Annotated in this window: 24 protein-coding genes; 18 read left to right on the forward strand and 6 right to left on the reverse strand. The window is 58.0% G+C overall.

What is annotated here, in order from left to right; all coding sequences use genetic code 11:
* Nucleotides 1–6: 6 nt before the first annotated feature.
* From QRN33_RS15695 to QRN33_RS15730, 8 genes are read left to right on the forward strand one after another with little or no spacing between them, the layout of a single operon-like run.
* Entirely contained in the window at nucleotides 7–663 is a 657-nt protein-coding gene (locus tag QRN33_RS15695) for a phage tail protein (protein WP_122758033.1), read from the forward strand.
* Nucleotides 664–666: 3 nt separating this feature from the next.
* Nucleotides 667–1047 carry a phage tail assembly chaperone gene (locus QRN33_RS15700; RefSeq protein ID WP_285409308.1) on the forward strand — a complete coding sequence of 127 codons (381 nt, stop codon included), beginning with the start codon at nucleotides 667–669 and terminating at the stop codon, nucleotides 1045–1047.
* A gap of 47 nt (nucleotides 1048–1094) precedes the next feature.
* Nucleotides 1095–1364 (forward strand): DUF1799 domain-containing protein, encoded by a 270-nt coding sequence (locus QRN33_RS15705; RefSeq protein WP_038861478.1) that lies wholly within the window; start codon nucleotides 1095–1097, stop codon nucleotides 1362–1364.
* Complete coding sequence (locus QRN33_RS15710) at nucleotides 1361–4714, forward strand: phage tail tape measure protein (RefSeq protein ID WP_285409309.1); 3354 nt, start codon at nucleotides 1361–1363, stop codon at nucleotides 4712–4714. Before QRN33_RS15705 ends, QRN33_RS15710 begins: the two co-directional genes overlap by 4 nt.
* Nucleotides 4714–5052, forward strand: coding sequence for a phage tail protein (locus QRN33_RS15715; RefSeq protein WP_252881672.1), 339 nt, complete (start codon nucleotides 4714–4716; stop codon nucleotides 5050–5052). The genes QRN33_RS15710 and QRN33_RS15715 overlap by 1 nt, the downstream gene beginning before the upstream one ends.
* Before the next feature lie 9 nt (nucleotides 5053–5061).
* A complete protein-coding gene (locus QRN33_RS15720) occupies nucleotides 5062–5811 on the forward strand; it encodes a phage minor tail protein L (RefSeq protein ID WP_285409310.1) in 750 nt (249 codons plus the stop codon).
* Between the two features lies 1 nt (nucleotide 5812).
* Complete coding sequence (locus QRN33_RS15725) at nucleotides 5813–6577, forward strand: C40 family peptidase (RefSeq protein ID WP_285409311.1); 765 nt, start codon at nucleotides 5813–5815, stop codon at nucleotides 6575–6577.
* A gap of 24 nt (nucleotides 6578–6601) precedes the next feature.
* Complete coding sequence (locus tag QRN33_RS15730; protein ID WP_285409312.1) at nucleotides 6602–6862, forward strand: hypothetical protein; 261 nt, start codon at nucleotides 6602–6604, stop codon at nucleotides 6860–6862.
* Here the strand turns inward: QRN33_RS15730 and QRN33_RS15735 are convergent.
* Together QRN33_RS15735 and QRN33_RS15740 are read right to left on the reverse strand one after the other, a co-directional pair.
* Nucleotides 6822–7079, reverse strand: a complete 258-nt coding sequence (locus tag QRN33_RS15735; protein ID WP_285409313.1) for a hypothetical protein — start codon at nucleotides 7077–7079, stop codon at nucleotides 6822–6824. The two genes, QRN33_RS15730 and QRN33_RS15735, sit on opposite strands and share 41 nt — an antisense overlap.
* Before the next feature lie 79 nt (nucleotides 7080–7158).
* Nucleotides 7159–7416, reverse strand: coding sequence for a protein L (locus QRN33_RS15740; protein WP_285409314.1), 258 nt, complete (start codon nucleotides 7414–7416; stop codon nucleotides 7159–7161).
* Between the two features lie 138 nt (nucleotides 7417–7554).
* Here QRN33_RS15740 and QRN33_RS15745 point away from each other — a divergent pair, with 138 nt between their 5' ends.
* The 4 genes from QRN33_RS15745 to QRN33_RS15760 all read left to right on the forward strand — a co-directional run bounded on the left by QRN33_RS15745 (nucleotide 7555) and on the right by QRN33_RS15760 (nucleotide 9264).
* Nucleotides 7555–7776 (forward strand): hypothetical protein, encoded by a 222-nt coding sequence (locus QRN33_RS15745; protein WP_156889204.1) that lies wholly within the window; start codon nucleotides 7555–7557, stop codon nucleotides 7774–7776.
* An 85-nt stretch (nucleotides 7777–7861) separates the two neighbouring features.
* Nucleotides 7862–8188 (forward strand): hypothetical protein, encoded by a 327-nt coding sequence (locus QRN33_RS15750; protein ID WP_285409315.1) that lies wholly within the window; start codon nucleotides 7862–7864, stop codon nucleotides 8186–8188.
* Nucleotides 8189–8190: 2 nt separating this feature from the next.
* On the forward strand, nucleotides 8191–8613 hold the full coding sequence (locus QRN33_RS15755) for a hypothetical protein (RefSeq protein WP_252874260.1): 423 nt from the start codon (nucleotides 8191–8193) through the stop codon (nucleotides 8611–8613).
* Nucleotides 8614–8655: 42 nt separating this feature from the next.
* Entirely contained in the window at nucleotides 8656–9264 is a 609-nt protein-coding gene (locus tag QRN33_RS15760; RefSeq protein ID WP_285409316.1) for a tail assembly protein, read from the forward strand.
* A 107-nt stretch (nucleotides 9265–9371) separates the two neighbouring features.
* Here the strand turns inward: QRN33_RS15760 and QRN33_RS15765 are convergent, their stop codons facing one another.
* The gene (locus QRN33_RS15765) at nucleotides 9372–9695 is read right to left on the reverse strand and encodes a hypothetical protein (RefSeq protein ID WP_206420619.1); all 324 of its coding nucleotides are present in this window, start codon (nucleotides 9693–9695) and stop codon (nucleotides 9372–9374) included.
* A 65-nt stretch (nucleotides 9696–9760) separates the two neighbouring features.
* On the opposite strand from QRN33_RS15765, the gene QRN33_RS15770 reads away from it, so the two are divergent.
* From QRN33_RS15770 to QRN33_RS15795, 6 genes are read left to right on the forward strand one after another with little or no spacing between them, the layout of a single operon-like run.
* Complete coding sequence (locus QRN33_RS15770; protein ID WP_285409317.1) at nucleotides 9761–13327, forward strand: TipJ family phage tail tip protein; 3567 nt, start codon at nucleotides 9761–9763, stop codon at nucleotides 13325–13327.
* A 15-nt stretch (nucleotides 13328–13342) separates the two neighbouring features.
* Nucleotides 13343–13648, forward strand: coding sequence for a hypothetical protein (locus QRN33_RS15775; protein WP_285409372.1), 306 nt, complete (start codon nucleotides 13343–13345; stop codon nucleotides 13646–13648).
* Nucleotides 13648–14328 (forward strand): hypothetical protein, encoded by a 681-nt coding sequence (locus QRN33_RS15780; protein WP_285409318.1) that lies wholly within the window; start codon nucleotides 13648–13650, stop codon nucleotides 14326–14328. Before QRN33_RS15775 ends, QRN33_RS15780 begins: the two co-directional genes overlap by 1 nt.
* Before the next feature lie 21 nt (nucleotides 14329–14349).
* On the forward strand, nucleotides 14350–15543 hold the full coding sequence (locus tag QRN33_RS15785) for a hypothetical protein (protein WP_285409319.1): 1194 nt from the start codon (nucleotides 14350–14352) through the stop codon (nucleotides 15541–15543).
* 3 nt (nucleotides 15544–15546) lie between these two features.
* Nucleotides 15547–15969, forward strand: coding sequence for a tail fiber assembly protein (locus QRN33_RS15790; protein ID WP_285409320.1), 423 nt, complete (start codon nucleotides 15547–15549; stop codon nucleotides 15967–15969).
* A 57-nt stretch (nucleotides 15970–16026) separates the two neighbouring features.
* Nucleotides 16027–16449: a cell wall hydrolase gene (locus tag QRN33_RS15795; RefSeq protein WP_285409321.1), complete on the forward strand. Its 423-nt coding sequence runs from the start codon at nucleotides 16027–16029 to the stop codon at nucleotides 16447–16449.
* Between the two features lie 12 nt (nucleotides 16450–16461).
* On the opposite strand, the gene QRN33_RS15800 is transcribed toward QRN33_RS15795, so the two are convergent.
* From QRN33_RS15800 to QRN33_RS15810, 3 genes are all read right to left on the reverse strand, one after another.
* On the reverse strand, nucleotides 16462–16794 hold the full coding sequence (locus tag QRN33_RS15800; RefSeq protein ID WP_252881682.1) for a hypothetical protein: 333 nt from the start codon (nucleotides 16792–16794) through the stop codon (nucleotides 16462–16464).
* Nucleotides 16795–16872: 78 nt separating this feature from the next.
* Nucleotides 16873–17082 carry a hypothetical protein gene (locus QRN33_RS15805; protein WP_285409322.1) on the reverse strand — a complete coding sequence of 70 codons (210 nt, stop codon included), beginning with the start codon at nucleotides 17080–17082 and terminating at the stop codon, nucleotides 16873–16875.
* A 220-nt stretch (nucleotides 17083–17302) separates the two neighbouring features.
* Nucleotides 17303–17572: a hypothetical protein gene (locus tag QRN33_RS15810; protein ID WP_285409323.1), complete on the reverse strand. Its 270-nt coding sequence runs from the start codon at nucleotides 17570–17572 to the stop codon at nucleotides 17303–17305.
* Nucleotides 17573–17663 lie beyond the last annotated feature (91 nt).

Here is a 17663-nt window from a genome sequence, read left to right on the forward strand (position 1 = left end):
ACACCCATGGCCGGCATCCAAATGCCCAACGGCGCCACCTTCGAGATTGCTGCCACTTACGGCCCGGCGATCCCATTCACTGCCTTGACGAACGCCAACCCAGCCGTCGCCACCGCAGCAGCGCATGGCCTGGCCGAGGGCGATGTTATCGCCGTCAACTCCGGCTGGACTCGCCTTGAAGGGCGGGGCGTACGAGTCGGCGAGATCGCCAGCGGCACTTTCGCGCTGGAAAACGTGAATACCGTGAACGTCCAGCAGTATCCGGCCGGCTCGGGCATTGGCTCGGTACGAGAGGTGACTGGTTTCACTGAGATCTCGCAGATCACCGAGCTGAACTCCAGCGGCGGCGATCAGCAGTTTCTGACCTTTGGCTTCCTGGCCGACGATGATGATCGCCAGATGCCAACCACCAAAAATCCGATCACGCTGACCATCACCGTTGCCGATGATCCTTCCAAGCCCTACGTGGAAGTCTGCGAAGCTGCAGACGACGACAAGCAGGCGCGTTTGCTTCGACTCAACCTTCCTGGCGGCAGCAGCATCATCTACAACGGCTACGTGTCGATCACTTCGACACCGACCATGTCCCGTAACAACCTGATGACCCGCGTGATCAGCATCGCGCTGACCGGTCGCCCAACTCGCTACGCGGCCACGGTGTAAGCCATGGCCAAATTCAAGTTGATCCAGAAGCCGACCTTCAAGGCATCGGTGATGATCCAGCGGGCCGGCTATAGCGCCGAAAAGGTGGAGTTCGAGTTCAAGTACTTGGACCGCACCGAGCTTGCGGACCTGTATACCGCCTGGAATGAGCGACACGACGAATTGAGCAAGCAGGTCGGCGACATGGACCTCAAGGCGTTCACGGCCGCTCAAATTGATTTGCAGGTCGAACAGCTCCTGGCGGTGGTAGTCGGCTGGGATATTGAAGAGAAGTTCACACCTGAAAACGTGCGCATCCTCGTTAATTCGATCAACTCGGCCCCCAAGGCTGTGCTGAACGCTTACGCGGAAGCTTTCAGTGAGGCTCGCTTGGGAAACTCCTAAGCGCCTCCCGCGCCTTGTACGAGCCGGGGCCATCGGATGCGGACCTGATGGCTTTCGGTTTGTCGCGTCAGGACATCCCCGACAAGGAAGTCGGCATCTGGCCTGACAACTGGAACGCCTTCAAGGTCTTCGAGGCTATGAGCACCCAGTGGCGCACAGGCGCGTGCGGCGCAACAGGGATGGACTACAGCGTTCTATCCGGTGTGATTCGGATGTGTGGCGTACCGATCAGCCAGCGACAAACCATTTTCAGCGACTTCCGGCGAATGGAGGCTGAAGCCTTGCAGGTGATGGCGGAACAGAGAGATCAAAAATGAGCACCAACTTCGCTTCCCTGGGTATTGCGGTCGAGTCGTCACAGGCTGCAAAGGCTGCTGACGATCTGGATAAGCTCGTCGATTCTGCAGGAGGCGCCCAGAAGGCCATTGATGACCTGGGCAAAACGGGCGAAGGCCTGGCCAACACTGGTAAAAGGGTTTCCCAGGCAGAAGCGGACGTTGCGCAAAGCATCGATAAATCAACGGCGGCAAGGGCCCGTCAAGCCGGGGTAAGTCGCAAAGCAACTGACAGCGCAGTAGCGGAAATCTCCGTCATCAGTCAGCTCGACAAGGCGATGACGGGCAATATCTCGAGCATGGAATCGCTGGTTCAGGCCGAGGGATTGCTGGAGCGCGCCCGCAAGGGCGGCTTGGTCACCATCGAGGAGCAGGCCAAGTACCAGGATCAACTGGGTAAGGCCTACGACAAGATTGAAAAGGCGGAAGCCAAAGAGCTGGCCCAGAAGCAAAAGCTGATCGAGGCTGAGAATCGGCAGATTGAGGCGCTGAAGCGCACCGTCAACGGTATTGATCCAGTGACCGCCAAGTTGGCGAAGCTGGAGGCTCAGGAGAAGGCGCTAAACGACCTGCACAAAGCTGGGCAGGTCGATACCGAGCGCTATAACGAAGCCCTGGCCAAGATCGGCAAGGACCGCGCGGGACTGACTGAAGCCGCGGGCGCATTCGACAAGCTAAAGCTCGGCACGCGCCAAGCTCAAGAAAACGTCATGCAGCTCGCCAACGCCATTCAGGCAGGCGATCTGGGCAGTGGTGCGCGCGCAATCGCTCAACTGGGCGCTGGCGCCGGTGAATCAGCGAAAAGTCTCGCAGGGATGTTGATCCCGGCTGGCCTTTTGGTCGCTGTAATCGGCAGTCTGGGGTACGCATACTTCGATGCAATGAAACAGGCGCGCGAATTCAATGCCGCTATCAATGGCGGTACGAACGGCGCGGGTCAGACCATCGCCAGCCTGAAGGACATGGCCGACGGCGCTGGGCGCGTCACCGGCAATCTGTCCGGCGCCCGCGAGGCACTTATTTCGCTTGCATCCGGAGCAGCTACCAGCGGCACGCAAATGCGTAATCTGGCTGAAGCCGCAGCGGCCGTGAGTGAAATAACTGGCCAAGGCGCTGCCGAACTCGCCAAGTCTTTCGCCACCGCTGGCGACACGGCAACAGAAGCCGCAGGCAAGATCAGCAGTCAGTATGGGTTGCTGACTCTTGAGCAGTATCAGGTTATCAAAGCACTTGATGATCAGGGCGAGAGCCAGCGTGCGCTTGATGTTCTCAGCGAAGATGTGAATCAGGCCGCACTTAAGCGATTGGAGGCCTATCGCGCGTCCCTATCAGATGTTGAGCGCGACTGGGACAAAATCAAATCAGCCATCAAAGGCGCGTACGCCGAGGTCCGTTCGGAAATATTCCCGGACTTGGCCAAGCAGATCGAGATCACTCAGCGCATTCTGGATACCCGCAAGGGCGGCGGAGTAGCGGGCGTAATCTCCAACGGTCTCAGCTCTCTCAACACGGCACTGGGCCTGGGTACTGGCGAGCATGACGACTCCACCGAAGCTTTGGAGAAGAAACTCGCCGGCCTCAAAGCCCGGCAGACCGCCAGCACCAATTTGGCAATCGCCACCGGTGAAAATAATGATGCCAACCAGAAAGCCATCGAGGTTCAGAAAGCGCTTGATGCGCAGCTCGATGACATTAATCCGCTAAATAAGCGCAAGGCCGCGCTGGATAAGCTCAACCAGCAGTTCAAAACCCTGTACGAAAATGCGGAGAAAACAGGGCAGAAGTCGCCCTTGCTTGATGGCGTATTTTACGACGGCAGCAAGTTCTCTGGCGGCGCCTACGACACGCTGAAGAAAGGGCTTGAAGATAAGAACAAAGGTCCGAAATCGGCAGCGTCTCAGGTCGACCTGACAGGCTTCAATGATGCCAAAAACGCTTTGGCCGCCATCAGCGCTGACTATAAAAACGCTCAGAAGGAACTGGAGGCAGCGCAGAAGGCCGGGCTTGTTTCTCAGGCTGACTATGCCCTGAAGCGCGAAGCGTTGATCGGCAACGAGCGTGACGAAGTGAGCAGCGCGTACGAGGCTGAGATTGCTGCGCTGGAAGCTGCAAAGGCGAAAAAGACCACGACCGCGGCGCAAAGCATCCAGCTCGACCAAAAGATCGCTGACGCGCGCGCCGGCATGGTCAAGGCGCAAAAAGACGCTGACAGCCAGTTGGAAGTGCTGCGCCTCAATGAAGAGGAAAGGGTCAAGAAGCAGACCTTCACGATGGACCAATATGTCCAAGCGCTGAATCAGCAGCAGCGGGCGCTGGAGCTCGCAGGGAAGCGTGCGGTCCTAGGTGTCGGTCAAGGCGATCGTCAGAATGCGCTTAATGGCGAGCTGAACAGCCAGCAGGATCGGTTCGCACAGCAAACATTGGAATTGGCTAACCAGAAGTCCGACCCATCACGGAAGATGTCCGAAGAGGAGTTCGCACGCAAATCGCAGGCGCTCGCAGATGCGAACAAGGCTGCGACCGATCAGATCCGGCAAAACTACGCCGATGTGGAGAAAGCTCAAGGGGACTGGACCAAGGGTGCAACGTCCGCCTGGGCAAATTACCTGGACTCGGCGAGCAATATCGCCGGCCAGACGAAAACCCTGTTCGGTAACGCGTTCAGCTCGATGGAAGATGCGGTCGTCAACTTCGCCATGACCGGCAAGCTTTCGTTTGCGGATTTCACCAAGTCGATCTTGGCGGATATGGCTCGGATCGCGACCCGTCAGGCCAGTTCGGCGTTGCTGAGCAGTCTGGTTGGTGCGGCCACCAGTTACTTCACTGGCAGCGGTACCGGCAACGGATTGGCGGCAGGTTCCGCTGGTGCGACGTCGTCGAATCTGGGGGCGTCTTCGGCAGGCTATTCCGGCAGCTACTTTCCACAGGCGCTCGGCGGAGCATGGGCAAACGGCTTGCAGATGTTCGCCAATGGCGCGGCGTTCACCAACTCCGTCGTAAGCAAGCCGACAGCGTTCGGGATGGCGGGCGGGCAGACGGGCGTCATGGGCGAGGCGGGACCAGAAGCGATCATGCCTCTGACTCGCACCGCCGGCGGCCAGCTGGGAGTTCGTGCAATCAGCGGCGGCGGGAGTGGGGGCGGCAACGTCTACAACTTCCCCGTCGCGGTGTCGGTGCAAACCCAGGGCAGTGGCAGCGCAGCCAGCACCGAAGACACCACGCAGCTGGGCAAGGGCATTCAGCAAGCAGCGAAAGCTGAGGCTGAAACTGCGATCGCGCGAGCGGTGCAGCCAGGCGGCTCAATCTGGAAACTTACGAACGGGAGGGGCTGATGGCCATCGAGACATTCAACTGGCCAACCCAGCACGGTGACGCGCCCGAGATCTTGTATCGGGTGCGCACCGCGCAGTTCGGCGACGGCTACAAACAGGAAGTTGGCGACGGGCCGAACAACAAGGAAGAGGCTTACCCGATCACTTACAGCGGCCCTCAATCAAAGGTGCTGGAGATCATGGCGTTCCTTGATCGGCACGCCGGCGCGAAGGCGTTTCTGTGGACAACGCCGCTCGGCGAGCTCGGGCTGTTCACCTGCAAAAATCCCGCTCCTACACCAATGGGCGGCGGGGTCTTCAAACTCACCGCCACGTTCGAGCGGGCATTCCAACCATAAGGGGCAACCATGCCGCTGATCAGTGACATCCAGGTGCTTGAACCTGGCAGCGAAGTGCTGCTCTTTGAATTGGACGGCACGGATTACGGCGCGGACGTTCTGCGCTTCCACGGGCACGCGATACCGCACACGCCGGCTGAGTTGATTGCCGCAGGCGACGATGCCGACCAGTTGCCGGCGAAGGCGATCTACTGGCAGGGCAACGAGTACAGCGCCTGGCCGATGCAGATCGACGGCATCGAAACCAATGGGGACGGAACTGCGGTCCGGCCTACTCTGTCCGTGGGCAACGTGAATGGGCGTATCACCGCGCTCTGTCTGGCGTTCGAGGACTTGCTCGAGTTCAAGTTGACGATGCGGCACACGCTCGGCAGCTACCTCGACGCGGCGAACTTCCCAGCCGGCAACCCAACGGCCGACCCTACCCAAGAGACGATTGAGGTCTGGTACATCGACCAGAAGACGAACGAGGACGGGGAGACGGTCAGTTGGGAGTTGGCGAGCCCGGGCGACGTCGGCAATGAATCAATCGGCCGACAAGCCACAACCCTTTGCCATTGGTGCCTCACCGGCGGCTATCGCGGGCCGAACTGCGGTTACACCGGGCCGTACGTCACGAAGGACGGTGTCATCACTGACAACCCTGAGCTGGACGAGTGCGACGCCACGCTGGGCAGGGGCTGCATCCCGCGCTTCGGCGAGGGCAATCCGCTGCCGTTCGGTGGCTTCCCCGCTGTATCCCTGATCGCAAGGAGCTGACATGCGAAAGCACATCTTGAACGCGATCCAGGCGCACGCGGCGGCCGAGTACCCGAAAGAGTGCTGCGGGCTGCTGCTGGCGATCGGGCGCAGGCAACAATACTTCCCCTGCATCAACCTATCCACCGAGCCGAACGAAGAGTTCCGAATCGACCCGGAGCAGTACGCCGCAGCCGAGGACATCGGTGAGGTGATCGGCGTGGTGCATTCGCATCCGGACGCCACCAGCAGGCCGTCACCGCGCGATCTGGCTATGTGCGAAGCGACAGCGTTGCCCTGGCACATCCTGAGCTGGCCCGAGGGCGATCTGCGAACAATCGTTCCGACCGGCCAAGTCCCGTTGTTGAAGCGACCATTTGTGCATGGGGCTTGGGACTGCTGGCAGGTCTGCGCTGATTGGTACAAGCGCGAGTGGGGGCTGGAGTTCGAAGCCTTCAAGCGTGCCGAGGGCTGGTGGGAAAGCAAGGACAACACCAGCCTTTACGAGGCGAACTACGAGGCCGCCGGCTTTTACCGCGTCGACCAGCCGCAGCGCGGCGACATGATCGTGATGGAAGTGGGGCGCACGGTTTACCCGAACCACGCCGGGATCTTTCTCGGCACTGATCCTGCGCTGCCGGGTGAGGATGCTGCGACTTTCGGCCCCGGCCCGTTCCTGCTGCACCACCTGTACGGCAGGCCATCTGAGGTCATTGTCTTCGGCGGCCCGTGGCTCGACCGCACGCGCCTGATTCTCAGGCACAAAAATGCACAACCGGCTGCATAACACCGCAGGACAGGAGATTGATGTATGGAAGTTAAAAATGAAGTCCGAGGCGATTCCACCAGCGTCGATAGCGCTAATGAAGACCAATGCATCGTTGGGCGCTTCGCCTGGCCTATGCCGGATCCTATCGAAACAGCTTTAATCACGCATGAAAGCTCGGCAAGGACAGAATTATGCGACACAGTGCCTGCTGATGGATTCGCCTCCGACGAGCGCGAAGGCGAACAGGTGCTGGCTGAAGCCCTTAAGACTGTGGTTTGGCATTCACACTTTCGATTGCCTTAAGTGCGCCGCTGATGGGGGCTCTGTAGAGGTGCAGTTTGGCTGCCGCAACGCCTTTTGGGGCGTCATCGGCTAAAGCACCTTTCAATTCAGCCTCTACGAAATCTCGAAGGGTGGCGTTGTTGCACAAGGCAGCTGCTAAAACCTTGACCACCTGAGTCAATCCGATAATTGCGGCGTCATGGCGTTCATATGGCGAAAACGTGTCCTCATCACTCATTTTGACCTCCAGGTCATAAACGCGCCGAGATTGGCGCAATCCCAGTCCTTGGGCTTGCAGGCAAAGGACTGGGCCTCGACTACTTCGTCTTCGTCCGTGCGACAAGCTTCCATGCCACGCCCGCGAGTACGTTGTGCTGGTGGCTATTCTGGGGCGGGAATTTGTCGCCTTTATTTGATGTGATTTCATCGCCGCATCCGGTGCAGCGATAGATGCCGGAGTGAGGCACCTCTGCACCAATTTTATGGGCTGTGCCCCAAGGGTCTCCGCCCAACACGCTTACTTTCGGCGTTTCTTCATGGAAATATTGCGACGTGTCTTTCGTGAAATACGGCATGGTCGGTTCACCGCTGTGGAGGGAGGCACAACGCTACTACGATGGGATCCAACCCAGTTACTGGGCTTTCGTCCACGCTGGATGCCCACACAGCTCTCAGGGTGATATCGTGCTTCCTTTCCCACAGGAGTGACCTGCATGAAATTGATCGTAGGAGCGCTGGCGGTAGTGCTCCTTTTTGGGTGTTCACACAAAAGGCAGCCACTCGATAATCGTGATCCGTGCTTAGATTTCGGTGATCCTGGAAGCCCAGGATTTAATGCTTGCCTTGACCGCCGCGCCAAGGCTTTAAAGGCCCTACTTGAAGACGGCGGTGAAAACCAGCGTCGAATAATTTCCGATGAAAAAATCGACAACTGAATACAATGGAATCGACCACGTGAAATTAAATATCGGAGCGTTTACCTGGGGCAGTGCAGCACCTGCCTTGTCCTCGAGGTTTTAAATGGAGCTGTCGCGCCTCAACGAGCTCTTTTTCGAGAACAACTGCGTAGCTTCGATGCGGCTCGAAATGGTGGATTTCAAATACAACCTCACGCTGACCATGTCTTCTGCCGATGATCCTGAAACCGAGGGCGTGACGGCCGTTTTTCGTGACGTCAGCTCACTGAACCTAAGCGGTTTCGGTGGCGGGCTGACCCAACTCATGGACCTCGTGGTGACTCGTATCGACGACGGTCTCGATAGAATCAGGTATGAGCTGAGAGATATTGAGGACGAAAAAATTTCGTTCTATTTCTTCACCTTCAGCGTGCGAGACCATAAGGAGTAAATATGCGGACATTGATAGGAGCGTTGGCGGTAGCGCTGTTGGCGGGGTGTGCAACTTCGCCGACGCCTTCCAATGAAGCCAAGCAGGCGCCGGCCAGCCAGCTGTCGGCCTACCAGGCCAAGCCATCAGGGGCATATGGGACACTGCAAGTGATCCGCGACTCTGGGCAGACCGGAAGCCTTTGTTCAATGGCCGTTTTTATCGATGGCAAACAAGCTGCCAAGCTCGATCCGGGTCAGAAGGCATCTTTCTATCTGCCGCCTGATTCGGTTTCAGTTGGCGCCGCTTACACCGGCTCTGGCATCTGCTCCATGGGTGCGGCCCGAGTGGAGAGGGAAGCGATCGTGAAAGACGGCGCGATCAAGAAATACCGAGTTTTCACCGGGGGCGATGGGCAGATCGACATACTGCCCACGACTCTCTGAACAGACCGCCTCCGGGCGGTTTTTTATTGCCTGGAGAATGGCATGTGCTCAGCAATTACCTACACGCCAATGACGAAAGTCATGTTGTCGGGCTCGCTTGCGAAGAAGTTTTTTCGAAGCAAGCCATTCCATCTCGACGGCGGATCGGCCGTGGAGGTGTTCCGTGCGCTCAATGCGACCATTGATGGGTTCGCCGAGGAAATTAAACGACTGGAGAGCCTTGGACTGAAGTTTGCGATCTTCCGCAATCGCGCAAACATCGGAATGGACGGATTCGATCTCGGCGGTACACGGGAAATCCGCATTGTTCCAGTGATTGGTGGCAGCAAGCGTGCTGGCGGGTTACAGACCATTATCGGCACAGTGATGATCGCCGCAGCCTATGTGCTGTCATTCACTCCGTTTGCAGCCGCATCGCCGTTTTTATATGCGGCCGGCGCGTCGATGGCGATCGGCGGCGTCATTCAAATGCTCAGTCCGCAAGCCTCTGGACTGAAGCAAAGCGCATCCCCCGAAAACTCTCCGTCCTACGCCTTCGGCAGCGCCAAGAACACCACTGCCAGCGGCAACCCGGTACCGATCTGCATCGGTGAACGCCGGTGGGGCGGGATGATCATCTCTGCGTCAATCCTGGCTGAAGACAAAGCTTAACGGCCTGGGACCGGCCGGTGATACAGTCGCCATTTTTTGGAGGGAAGACGATGCAAAGGATAATCGCGGCAGTTTGTTGTGCTGTTGCTCTGGGCGGCTGTACCACATCACTCCAGGATATGCGGGCAGAGGGGCCTGAGAAGACCTTCACAACCCAGAAGCCGGAGCAGCAGGTCGCAGAATGCATCCTTTATGCCTGGCAAAACCAGTCGCTGGCGGGGGTCCACTACGCGGTGAGCCTTCAGCCTCGCCCAGGCGGTGGGAAGTCTGTGGTTAACGCCGGAAACAGAGAGATGGCGGACGTTATCGGCGAAAAAGGGCAAACCGTAGTTCGGTTCTACACTAGCGGCAGCATGGGATGGATAATCGATCGCCGCGTCGCGAGCGCCAAGACCTGTCTTTAGAGTTTCTCCATCTGCCAGCAGTTTCATAAGCTCCACCGCACAGATCACCACCTAACCCGCTTCGGCGGGTTTTTTTACGCCTGGAGGAAAGCATGGGCGCAGCAGCACAGATCGATATCCACGGTGAGAAGGGCGGCAGCAGCAAGCCGAAATCGCCGACCGAAGCCAGCGACAGCCTGCGCTCGACCAACCTGGCCAAGCTGCTGATCGCCGTGGGCGAGGGTGAATTCGACAGCGTCCCGACCGATTACGACATCTACCTGGACAACACGCCGATCCGCGATGCCAGCGGCAACTACAACTTCCCGAACGTGAAGTGGGATTGGCGCCCGGGCTCAGTGGATCAGACGTACATCCCCGGCATTCCGTCCGTGGAAAACGAGACGTCGCTGAACATTGAGCTGCGCAGCGACTCGCCGTGGATTCGCTCGATCACCAATACCCAGCTTTCCGCCGTGCGCATGCGGCTGGCCTGGCCGGCGCTGCAACGCTCCGATGACCAGGGCAACGTCGGCGGGTACCGAATTGAGTACGCAATTGACGTGGCCACCGATGGCGGCGCCTATCAGCAGGTGCTGGTGGACGCCGTCGACGGCAAGACCACCACGCGCTACGAGCGCTCGCGCCGCATCGATCTGCCCGACGCCACCACTGGCTGGCAGATTCGAGTGCGCCGCCTGACGCCGAACAAGAACACCAACAAGATCGCCGACACCATGCTGGTGGCCGGTTACACAGAGGTGATCGACGCCAAGCTGCGCTACCCGAACACTGCGCTGCTCTACATCGAGTTCGACGCCGAGCAGTTCACCAACATCCCGGCCGTCACCGTCAAGTGCAAGGCCCGCCGCTGGATGGTCCCGAGCAACTACGACCCGATCGCCCGCACCTACACCGGGACGTGGGACGGTTCGATGAAATCGGCTTGGACCAATAACCCGGCGTGGATCACTTACGGCACTTGCACCGAAGACCGCTTCGGCTTGGGCAAGCGCATCAAGCCGTTCATGGTCGATAAGTGGGAGCTGTACCGCATCGCCCAGTATTGCGACCAACTGGTGCCGAACGGGCTCGGCGGTCAGGAGCCGCGCTTCCTCTGCGATATGAACCTGCAGGGCAAGGCTGATGCGTGGTCGCTGCTGCGCGATATCTCGGCGATCTACCGGGGCATGACGTACTGGGCGCAGGGGCAGCTGGTGATGCAGGCGGACATGCCGCGCGCGCAGGACTTCGACTATGTGTTCACTCGGTCGAACGTGATCGACGGCAAGTTCTCCTACGGCAGCGCCTCGGCGAAAACCCGTTACACCCGGGCGCTGGTCAGCTACGACAACCCGGCGAACAACTACGACACCGACGTCATTCCGTTCGCTGACCTGGATCTGCAGCGCCGTTACGGCGACCGGCCGACCGAGCTGAGCGCCATTGGCTGCACCCGCGCCTCCGAGGCCCAGCGCCGCGGCAAGTGGGCGATCCTCAGCAACAACCAAGACCGCACCGTCTCGTTCAAGACCGGTATGGAAGGCGTTATCCCGCTGCCCGGGCATATCATCCCAGTGGCGGATTCGCTGCTGGCTGGTCGCGAAGTGGGCGGCCGGATCTCGGCGGTGGCGGGGCGGGTGATCACGCTCGATCGCGACACCCAAGCCAAGGCCGGCGACAGGCTGATCATCAACCTGCCGGGCGGCCGCGCCGAAGGTCGCACAGTGCAAAGCGTCAACGGCCGCGCCGTGACCGTCACGGTCGCCTACAGCGAGCCGCCGGTTGCGCAGTTGCAATGGGCGCTCGATGCCGATGATCTGGCGATCCCGCTCTACCGCGTACTGCGCACCAAGCGCACCACCGAGGGCGACTACGAAATCAGCGCGCTCCAGTTCGAGCCGAGCAAGTTCGCTTTCATCGACACCGGTGCACGCTTGGAAGAACGCCCGATCAGCGTGATCCCGATCACCGTTGTGCCGGCGCCGGCAAGCGTCACGCTGTCGGCGACTTCATCGGTTGTTCAGGGGCTGGCCGTGGCTACCATGACCATCAGCTGGGACGCCGTGGATGGCGCCGTCGGCTATGACATTGAATGGCGCAAAGACAGCGGCAACTGGATCAAGGTCCAGCGCACCGGCATGACAAACGTCGACGTGGTCGGTATCTACGCCGGCGCCTATGTAGCTCGGGTGCGCGCGGTGAGCGCATTCGATATTACGTCGCCGTGGCGCAATTCGATCCTGACCAACCTCAGTGGGAAGCAGGGGCTCCCGCCGGCACTGGCATTTCTCACCGCAAATCCGCTGTTGTTCGGCATCTATCTCAAATGGGGTTTCCCTGCCGGCGCCGAGGATAGTCAGCGCACCGAAATTTGGTATGGGCCAACCTCCAGCTTGGAGGCGGCCACCAAGCTGACAGATCTCGCGTACCCGCAGAGCGACTTCTCGATGCTCGGGCTTGCAGCCGGTGTGACCTTCTATTTCTGGGGGCGCATCGTCGACAAGATCGGCAACATTGGGCCGTGGTATCCGGTCGGCATTGGCGTGCAGGGACAATCCAGTTCTGACGCCGCTGCCATTCTGGAACTCATCGCCGGCCAGATCGGCGAAACCGAGTTGAGTGATGACTTACGGGGGGAAATCGAAAAAATCCCCGGGCTTCAGGCGCAAATTGATGCGCTCGACGGCCTGAAAGGCTATGTCCCTGATGCCACCTACGAAGAGTACGACCTGGTGGTTCAGGGCAAGCGGATCTATCAAGCCACTGGCCCGGTGCCGGCCAATACTCCGCCACCAAACGCCGATTACTGGCTCGACGTTGGGCAAACGGTAGAGACCGCCAACGGGCTTGCCCAGCAGGTCGCGACCAATACCGCCGAGATCACCGAGCTCGACGGCGTTGTCACTGCGCAGGCGACAGCGTTCGAGGCACTGCGCGCATCCTTTCGGGATGACGACGGGGAGGGCGATCTCGCTGACGCGCTGAAAGGTTGGAGCACTACGGCGGCAGTCGCTTCTGAAAGCAAGGTCAGGGCTTCTGAGAACTTTGCCAGTGCGCAGAAGATCACCACGCTGGATGCCAAGGTGGGCGAGAACGAGGCGAATGTGACGGACCTGCGCCAAGTTGTTGCCACTGACAAAGAAGCCACCGCTCAGGCAATCACTCAGCTCAGCACCACAGTCGGAACGCAGCAAACAGCGATTGAGCAAAACACGTCCATCGTCAATGACGTGAACGGCAAGGTCTCTGCGAGTTGGTCGGTGAAGATGCAGTACAACTCAGGGACGGGTCAGTACATCGCTGCCGGTGTGGGCCTGGGTATCGAAAACGGACCAGCCGGATTGCAAAGTCAGTTTCTGGTGAGTGCTGATCGGTTCGCGATCGTCAACACAATTGCTGGCGGCGCCATTTCGGTTCCGTTTGCGGTGCAGGGTGGGCAGGTGTTCATGAACTCGACGTTCATTCAGGACGGAACGATCACCAACGCCAAGATCGGCAGCTACATCAGTTCCACCAACTACATCGCCGGCCAGCAAGGCTGGATCCTGAACAAAGACGGCACGCTCGAAATAAACGGCATCGTTCCAGGGCAGGGGCGTCTGGTGATCAACTCAATGAGCGTCTCAGTCTACGACGCCAATAAAGTGCTGCGTGTTCGTCTTGGCTATCTGGGGTAGCACATGGCATATGGAATGAGGATATGGGGCCCCGATGGGGCTCTGCAGATAGACGAAAATTCGTTCACTGTAAGAGTTGTGTTGTCGACCATTGTCAGTTTCGGAAATACCAAGAGCAGCCTGGATTTTTCTGTTCCAGGGGTCGGGCCTAGTAATGGGGCAGCCATCGTGATCCCGCAAGGGGATTACGCCGCGAACCAACTTCAGTTTGAAACGGAACTGCTAGATGGGGTTGCTCGGGTTTACAACCATACTCGAGGTTTTGCAGCGAGCACGGTTGCAGTGGGGAGCATGCTCTTGATCGTGATGAGATTTAACTAATGTCCTATGGCCTGCAGTTTCTAAATAGTGGAAATTCAGTTGTACTTGATTCGGAATATGCAAGGCTTTGTGTAATTGAAAGTGGTAGGTATATTCCAAACGCAACCAATGGATATGGTTCCATAACCTCTTTTTCGAGGGTAGTCACCTCTCAAAACCCCCCGTTGGTGTTCGTTCGTCCTGATACCGTCGCAGGTATAGCCCAGCTTGGGGGGATGAAAATATTGGGAAGCCCGGGAAACTGGACTGGTTTTTATATTGGAGCCTACAGTCAAGTAGGTTTCAAACCCAACGGGCGCTATTTTGTTTCAACCTTTGGTGCGCAGCCTGTAGCGTCGTATGGTATGAGGCTGTGGGATGGATCAAGCAATCTTCTATTTGACAGTGGAACCGCAAGCGCCACGTTTACAAGAGCGTTCCAAAACTGGACATTCTTCACGTACGAGTTAGGGCCGCAAGGAGAAACTAGAAGCTACTACGTAGTAGATTTTAATTTCACACCTGACGAGTATCTGCTCATTAATAACTTTGGAATGAATATGTGCTCGGGAGGCCCGGTACCTAGGTCTATTTATAATTGGTGGGATTTCTCGGCCGGTAAGCTTTACGCAGTTACAGTTGCTTTCGCCAACCCTATCGCTTTCTACCTGCCGGCAGTATTCGCAAAAATCTCTGTCTGATAATTTTTATAGGACTAACAAATGCCCTGGTATAAAACCGGTACGGTTTCGCTCGTCCAAAATTCCAACGCGGTGATCGGCACTGGCACTTCGTTCCTTTCAAATGGTCGGGTTGGTGATGCATTTCGCGGGCCCGATGGCGGTTGGTATGAGGTCACTAACATCGCCAGCGATACATCTTTGTCGATATCGCCGAACTACCAAGGCGCGACCAACGCCGCCGGCATTTACGCAATAGCTCCGATGCAGGGTTACGTGAAAGCTTCGGCGGATGCGCTCCGGGCCTTGGTCAACCAGTTCGGCGGCGTGATTGCAGTGCTTGGCGAGGATCCAACGTTGACCGGCGTTCGTGCCTCGCTGGGCCTGACCAATGCCGACGGCCTGCCAGAGGGTACGACCAACAAGTATTTCACCGATGCACGCGTTCGCTCGGTTGTATTGACAGGGCTTTCAATCCCAGGAACCCCGGCGGCGATTGCGGCGACTGACACAGTTCTCGTTTCGCTGGGGAAGCTGCAGGCACAAGCTACTGCTCAGGTGGGAAAGGGGGCCGCGGGATTCATCGAAGGGCTCGGCTTAGTCTGGTCTTCCGGAACGAGTATCGCGATCCGACCAGGTAGTGCCTACGTGCCATCGGCTGGGAAAGTTGTGACTTACGCTGGCGGCACGATCGCACCCATCACAGTCGGAGTGGTCAACACCTCCGTGCACTTATACCTAACCGACACCGGAACCATTGAGCAGTCCGCGACGGCTGCACCGGTGCGGTACTACAACCAGGCACACCAGAAATCTGGCGACAACAGTCGCCGTTACATCGGTTCGATTCTGATCAATACGAATGCTGCTGGTGCCTATCAGTTCGTCCATCGCCTGTCCGACAGTTCGATAATGTACACGGTGGGCAACCCGGAAAGTGCGGCCTTCCGGCTGCTCAGTGGCGGCACAACGGCTGCTGCATTCAATACGCGCACTATCACTCCGGCTACGGCGCACACTATCGAGGCCGCCTGGCAGAACGTCGGGAGCGCTTCGGTGAGATTCAGCCCATCTGACGCGGGTACACCGATTTCGACCGGCTGGATGGTGTTCGTGCCGCCTGGTGCCATTTTCAATGGCCGATGCCCTATTGCTTCAGACGGGACCATTACGTACAGCGCCATCGGTGGCGGAAGTGCCAACTGTTACGCGCTCGGTTACTACTTCGATAGGTGAAACATGCCCTACGCAATTACCGCAACAGGTTGGCGTGCCATCAATCCGGACATGGATCTGGTGGCAGGAGAGACGTACGTCGATGAGATTCCGCAGGAACTTATTGATGAAATAGCTGCGCAGGACCTCCTGCGCGAAACATCCGCCATGCTCAATTCTCGAACCCGTTTGGCGACCGCACAAATTACCGCCCTGCAAAGTCGCATTGACGCCATTACTGACGCCATCGAGGGCGACTACGCGCTCCCCGAAGAAGTCGAAGAAAAGCCGGTGCGGGTATCGGCACTCGCCGAATGGAAAAAGTATCGCGTGCTGCTCGGGCGCGTGACCGGCCAGCCGACCTGGCCGACTCAACCCGCATGGCCTGAGCAACCAGAGCCGTACAACGAAGAGACGTCCGTGGCGCGCGCCGCCCCCTCAGTCTGACATTGTCACGAAAACCGAACCCGCCTTGAGCGGGTATTTTTTTGCCTGGAGAAAATTATGAGTGCCACTGAAAAAGACCGAGACATCCTCGCCCGGACGTTGTGGGGAGAGGCTCGTGGGGAGGGAGCCGCCGGGCAGGTTGCCGTGGCATGGACGATCCGTAACCGCGTGTTCGACGGCAAGGAGAAGTCATGGTGGGGTGAAGGCTACGCCGGCGTCTGCCAAAAGCCGTGGCAGTTCAGCTGCTGGAACAAGATTGACCCGAATTATCAGTTCCTGATCGGCGTGAAGCAGATCCCGTTCCGCGAGCTGGCGCAGTGCCGGGTCGTGGCTGACCAGGTTATCGATGGCAAGGTGCCGGATCCTACCGGCGGAGCCACCCACTATTACGCCATCAGCATCAAGGCGCCGGCCTGGGCGGCAAAGGCCAAGCGGACGCTGAAACTCGGTCACCACGTCTTCTTCAAGGATGTGCCGTAGCCCGAATCGCGCTCACTCTTCCTCCTCGCTATCGCGAAGCTCCCTGAGCAGGCGCTGATTTTCTCGGAAGAGGTGTTCTCTCTGGTGCTCCACGTCTGCAAATCTGCGCCTTTCGCTCAATAGATCACCATCGGCGCGGTGGAGCTTCGCCTTGAGAGAATTCCTCTCCTGTATGAGAGCGTCATTGTCACAGACCAGGCCCCGAAGGTTTTCCAGTGCGCGCTCGAGCTGGAGGGTGAGCGCTTCGAACTCGTTCTCGTACATCCGCAGCTGATGCCGACAGGTTTCGAGCGGGGTCGGGTTGCCGAGCCAATCGTCGGTGTCTTCTATATAGAGGGGGTCCACGGTGATGCCTTACTGAATACTGGTTGCATATACAGTAATCGAGGCGCGGCAGGTGGGCGAGGCTGAGGCGACGAGCTGTCAGTCCGGCGCCATCAATACAGCCAAGGTCATTTTGATGAATTCTTCATTTCGATCAAGCGCGGCCAGAGAGCCTCGGATGTTTTCGGCGACATCGGCGGATCCGCGCTGCTCGACCCAAAGGGTGAGCTCCATGATGGCAGCCTCAAGGGCGAGCTGGTTTTCGTTGATTTTCATGAGCAGGGAAGGGAGCAGATCAGAGTTTTGCATTTTGTTTCCTCCGTGGAAGAAACCAGAGTAGCAGGGGGATTCATTGTCGGCAGAACGCCGTGGCGGGGCAGAGCACTGTAGGAAAATACGGCGCTAAGTTGTTGATTCTTATGGCGGATTAGGTCGGTTTTCTACCCTGCCAATTTTGGGGTGATTCCTTTATAAATCAATAGGTTGCGTGTGTTTTGGGGTCACCTTGGCATGGTGGTTTCGGTCGAGATTATGGGCGTCCAGAATTCTCTCTGTCTTGTCTTTGCCAATCTCTTAATATTCTCTGAGCTTCGGATGAAGTTGTAGAAAATGGTTTGTGGTCCGGAAATTCATGTATATGAGCGCTCGCATCAGCGTCGGACAACAATAATGTTTCCTTGTATTCCCCGTGCCATGCGGGTTTGTGATCTGGATGGCCACATAATGCTACGAAGTCACCCAGCTCTTTAGGAGCAGGCATATCTTGTTCGTCGATGGTTTCACTTGGTTGATTAGTCATTAGTTTAACCTATGGTAGGCATGACGCGGCATTAGCGATGCATTCTCGGTGATGCGCTTCCACCCGATCAATGCCGCGCTGCTTTTCTTCA

Origin of the sequence: Pseudomonas sp. FR229a (assembly GCF_030209115.1) — a bacterium.
GTDB lineage: Bacteria > Pseudomonadota > Gammaproteobacteria > Pseudomonadales > Pseudomonadaceae > Aquipseudomonas > Aquipseudomonas moraviensis_A.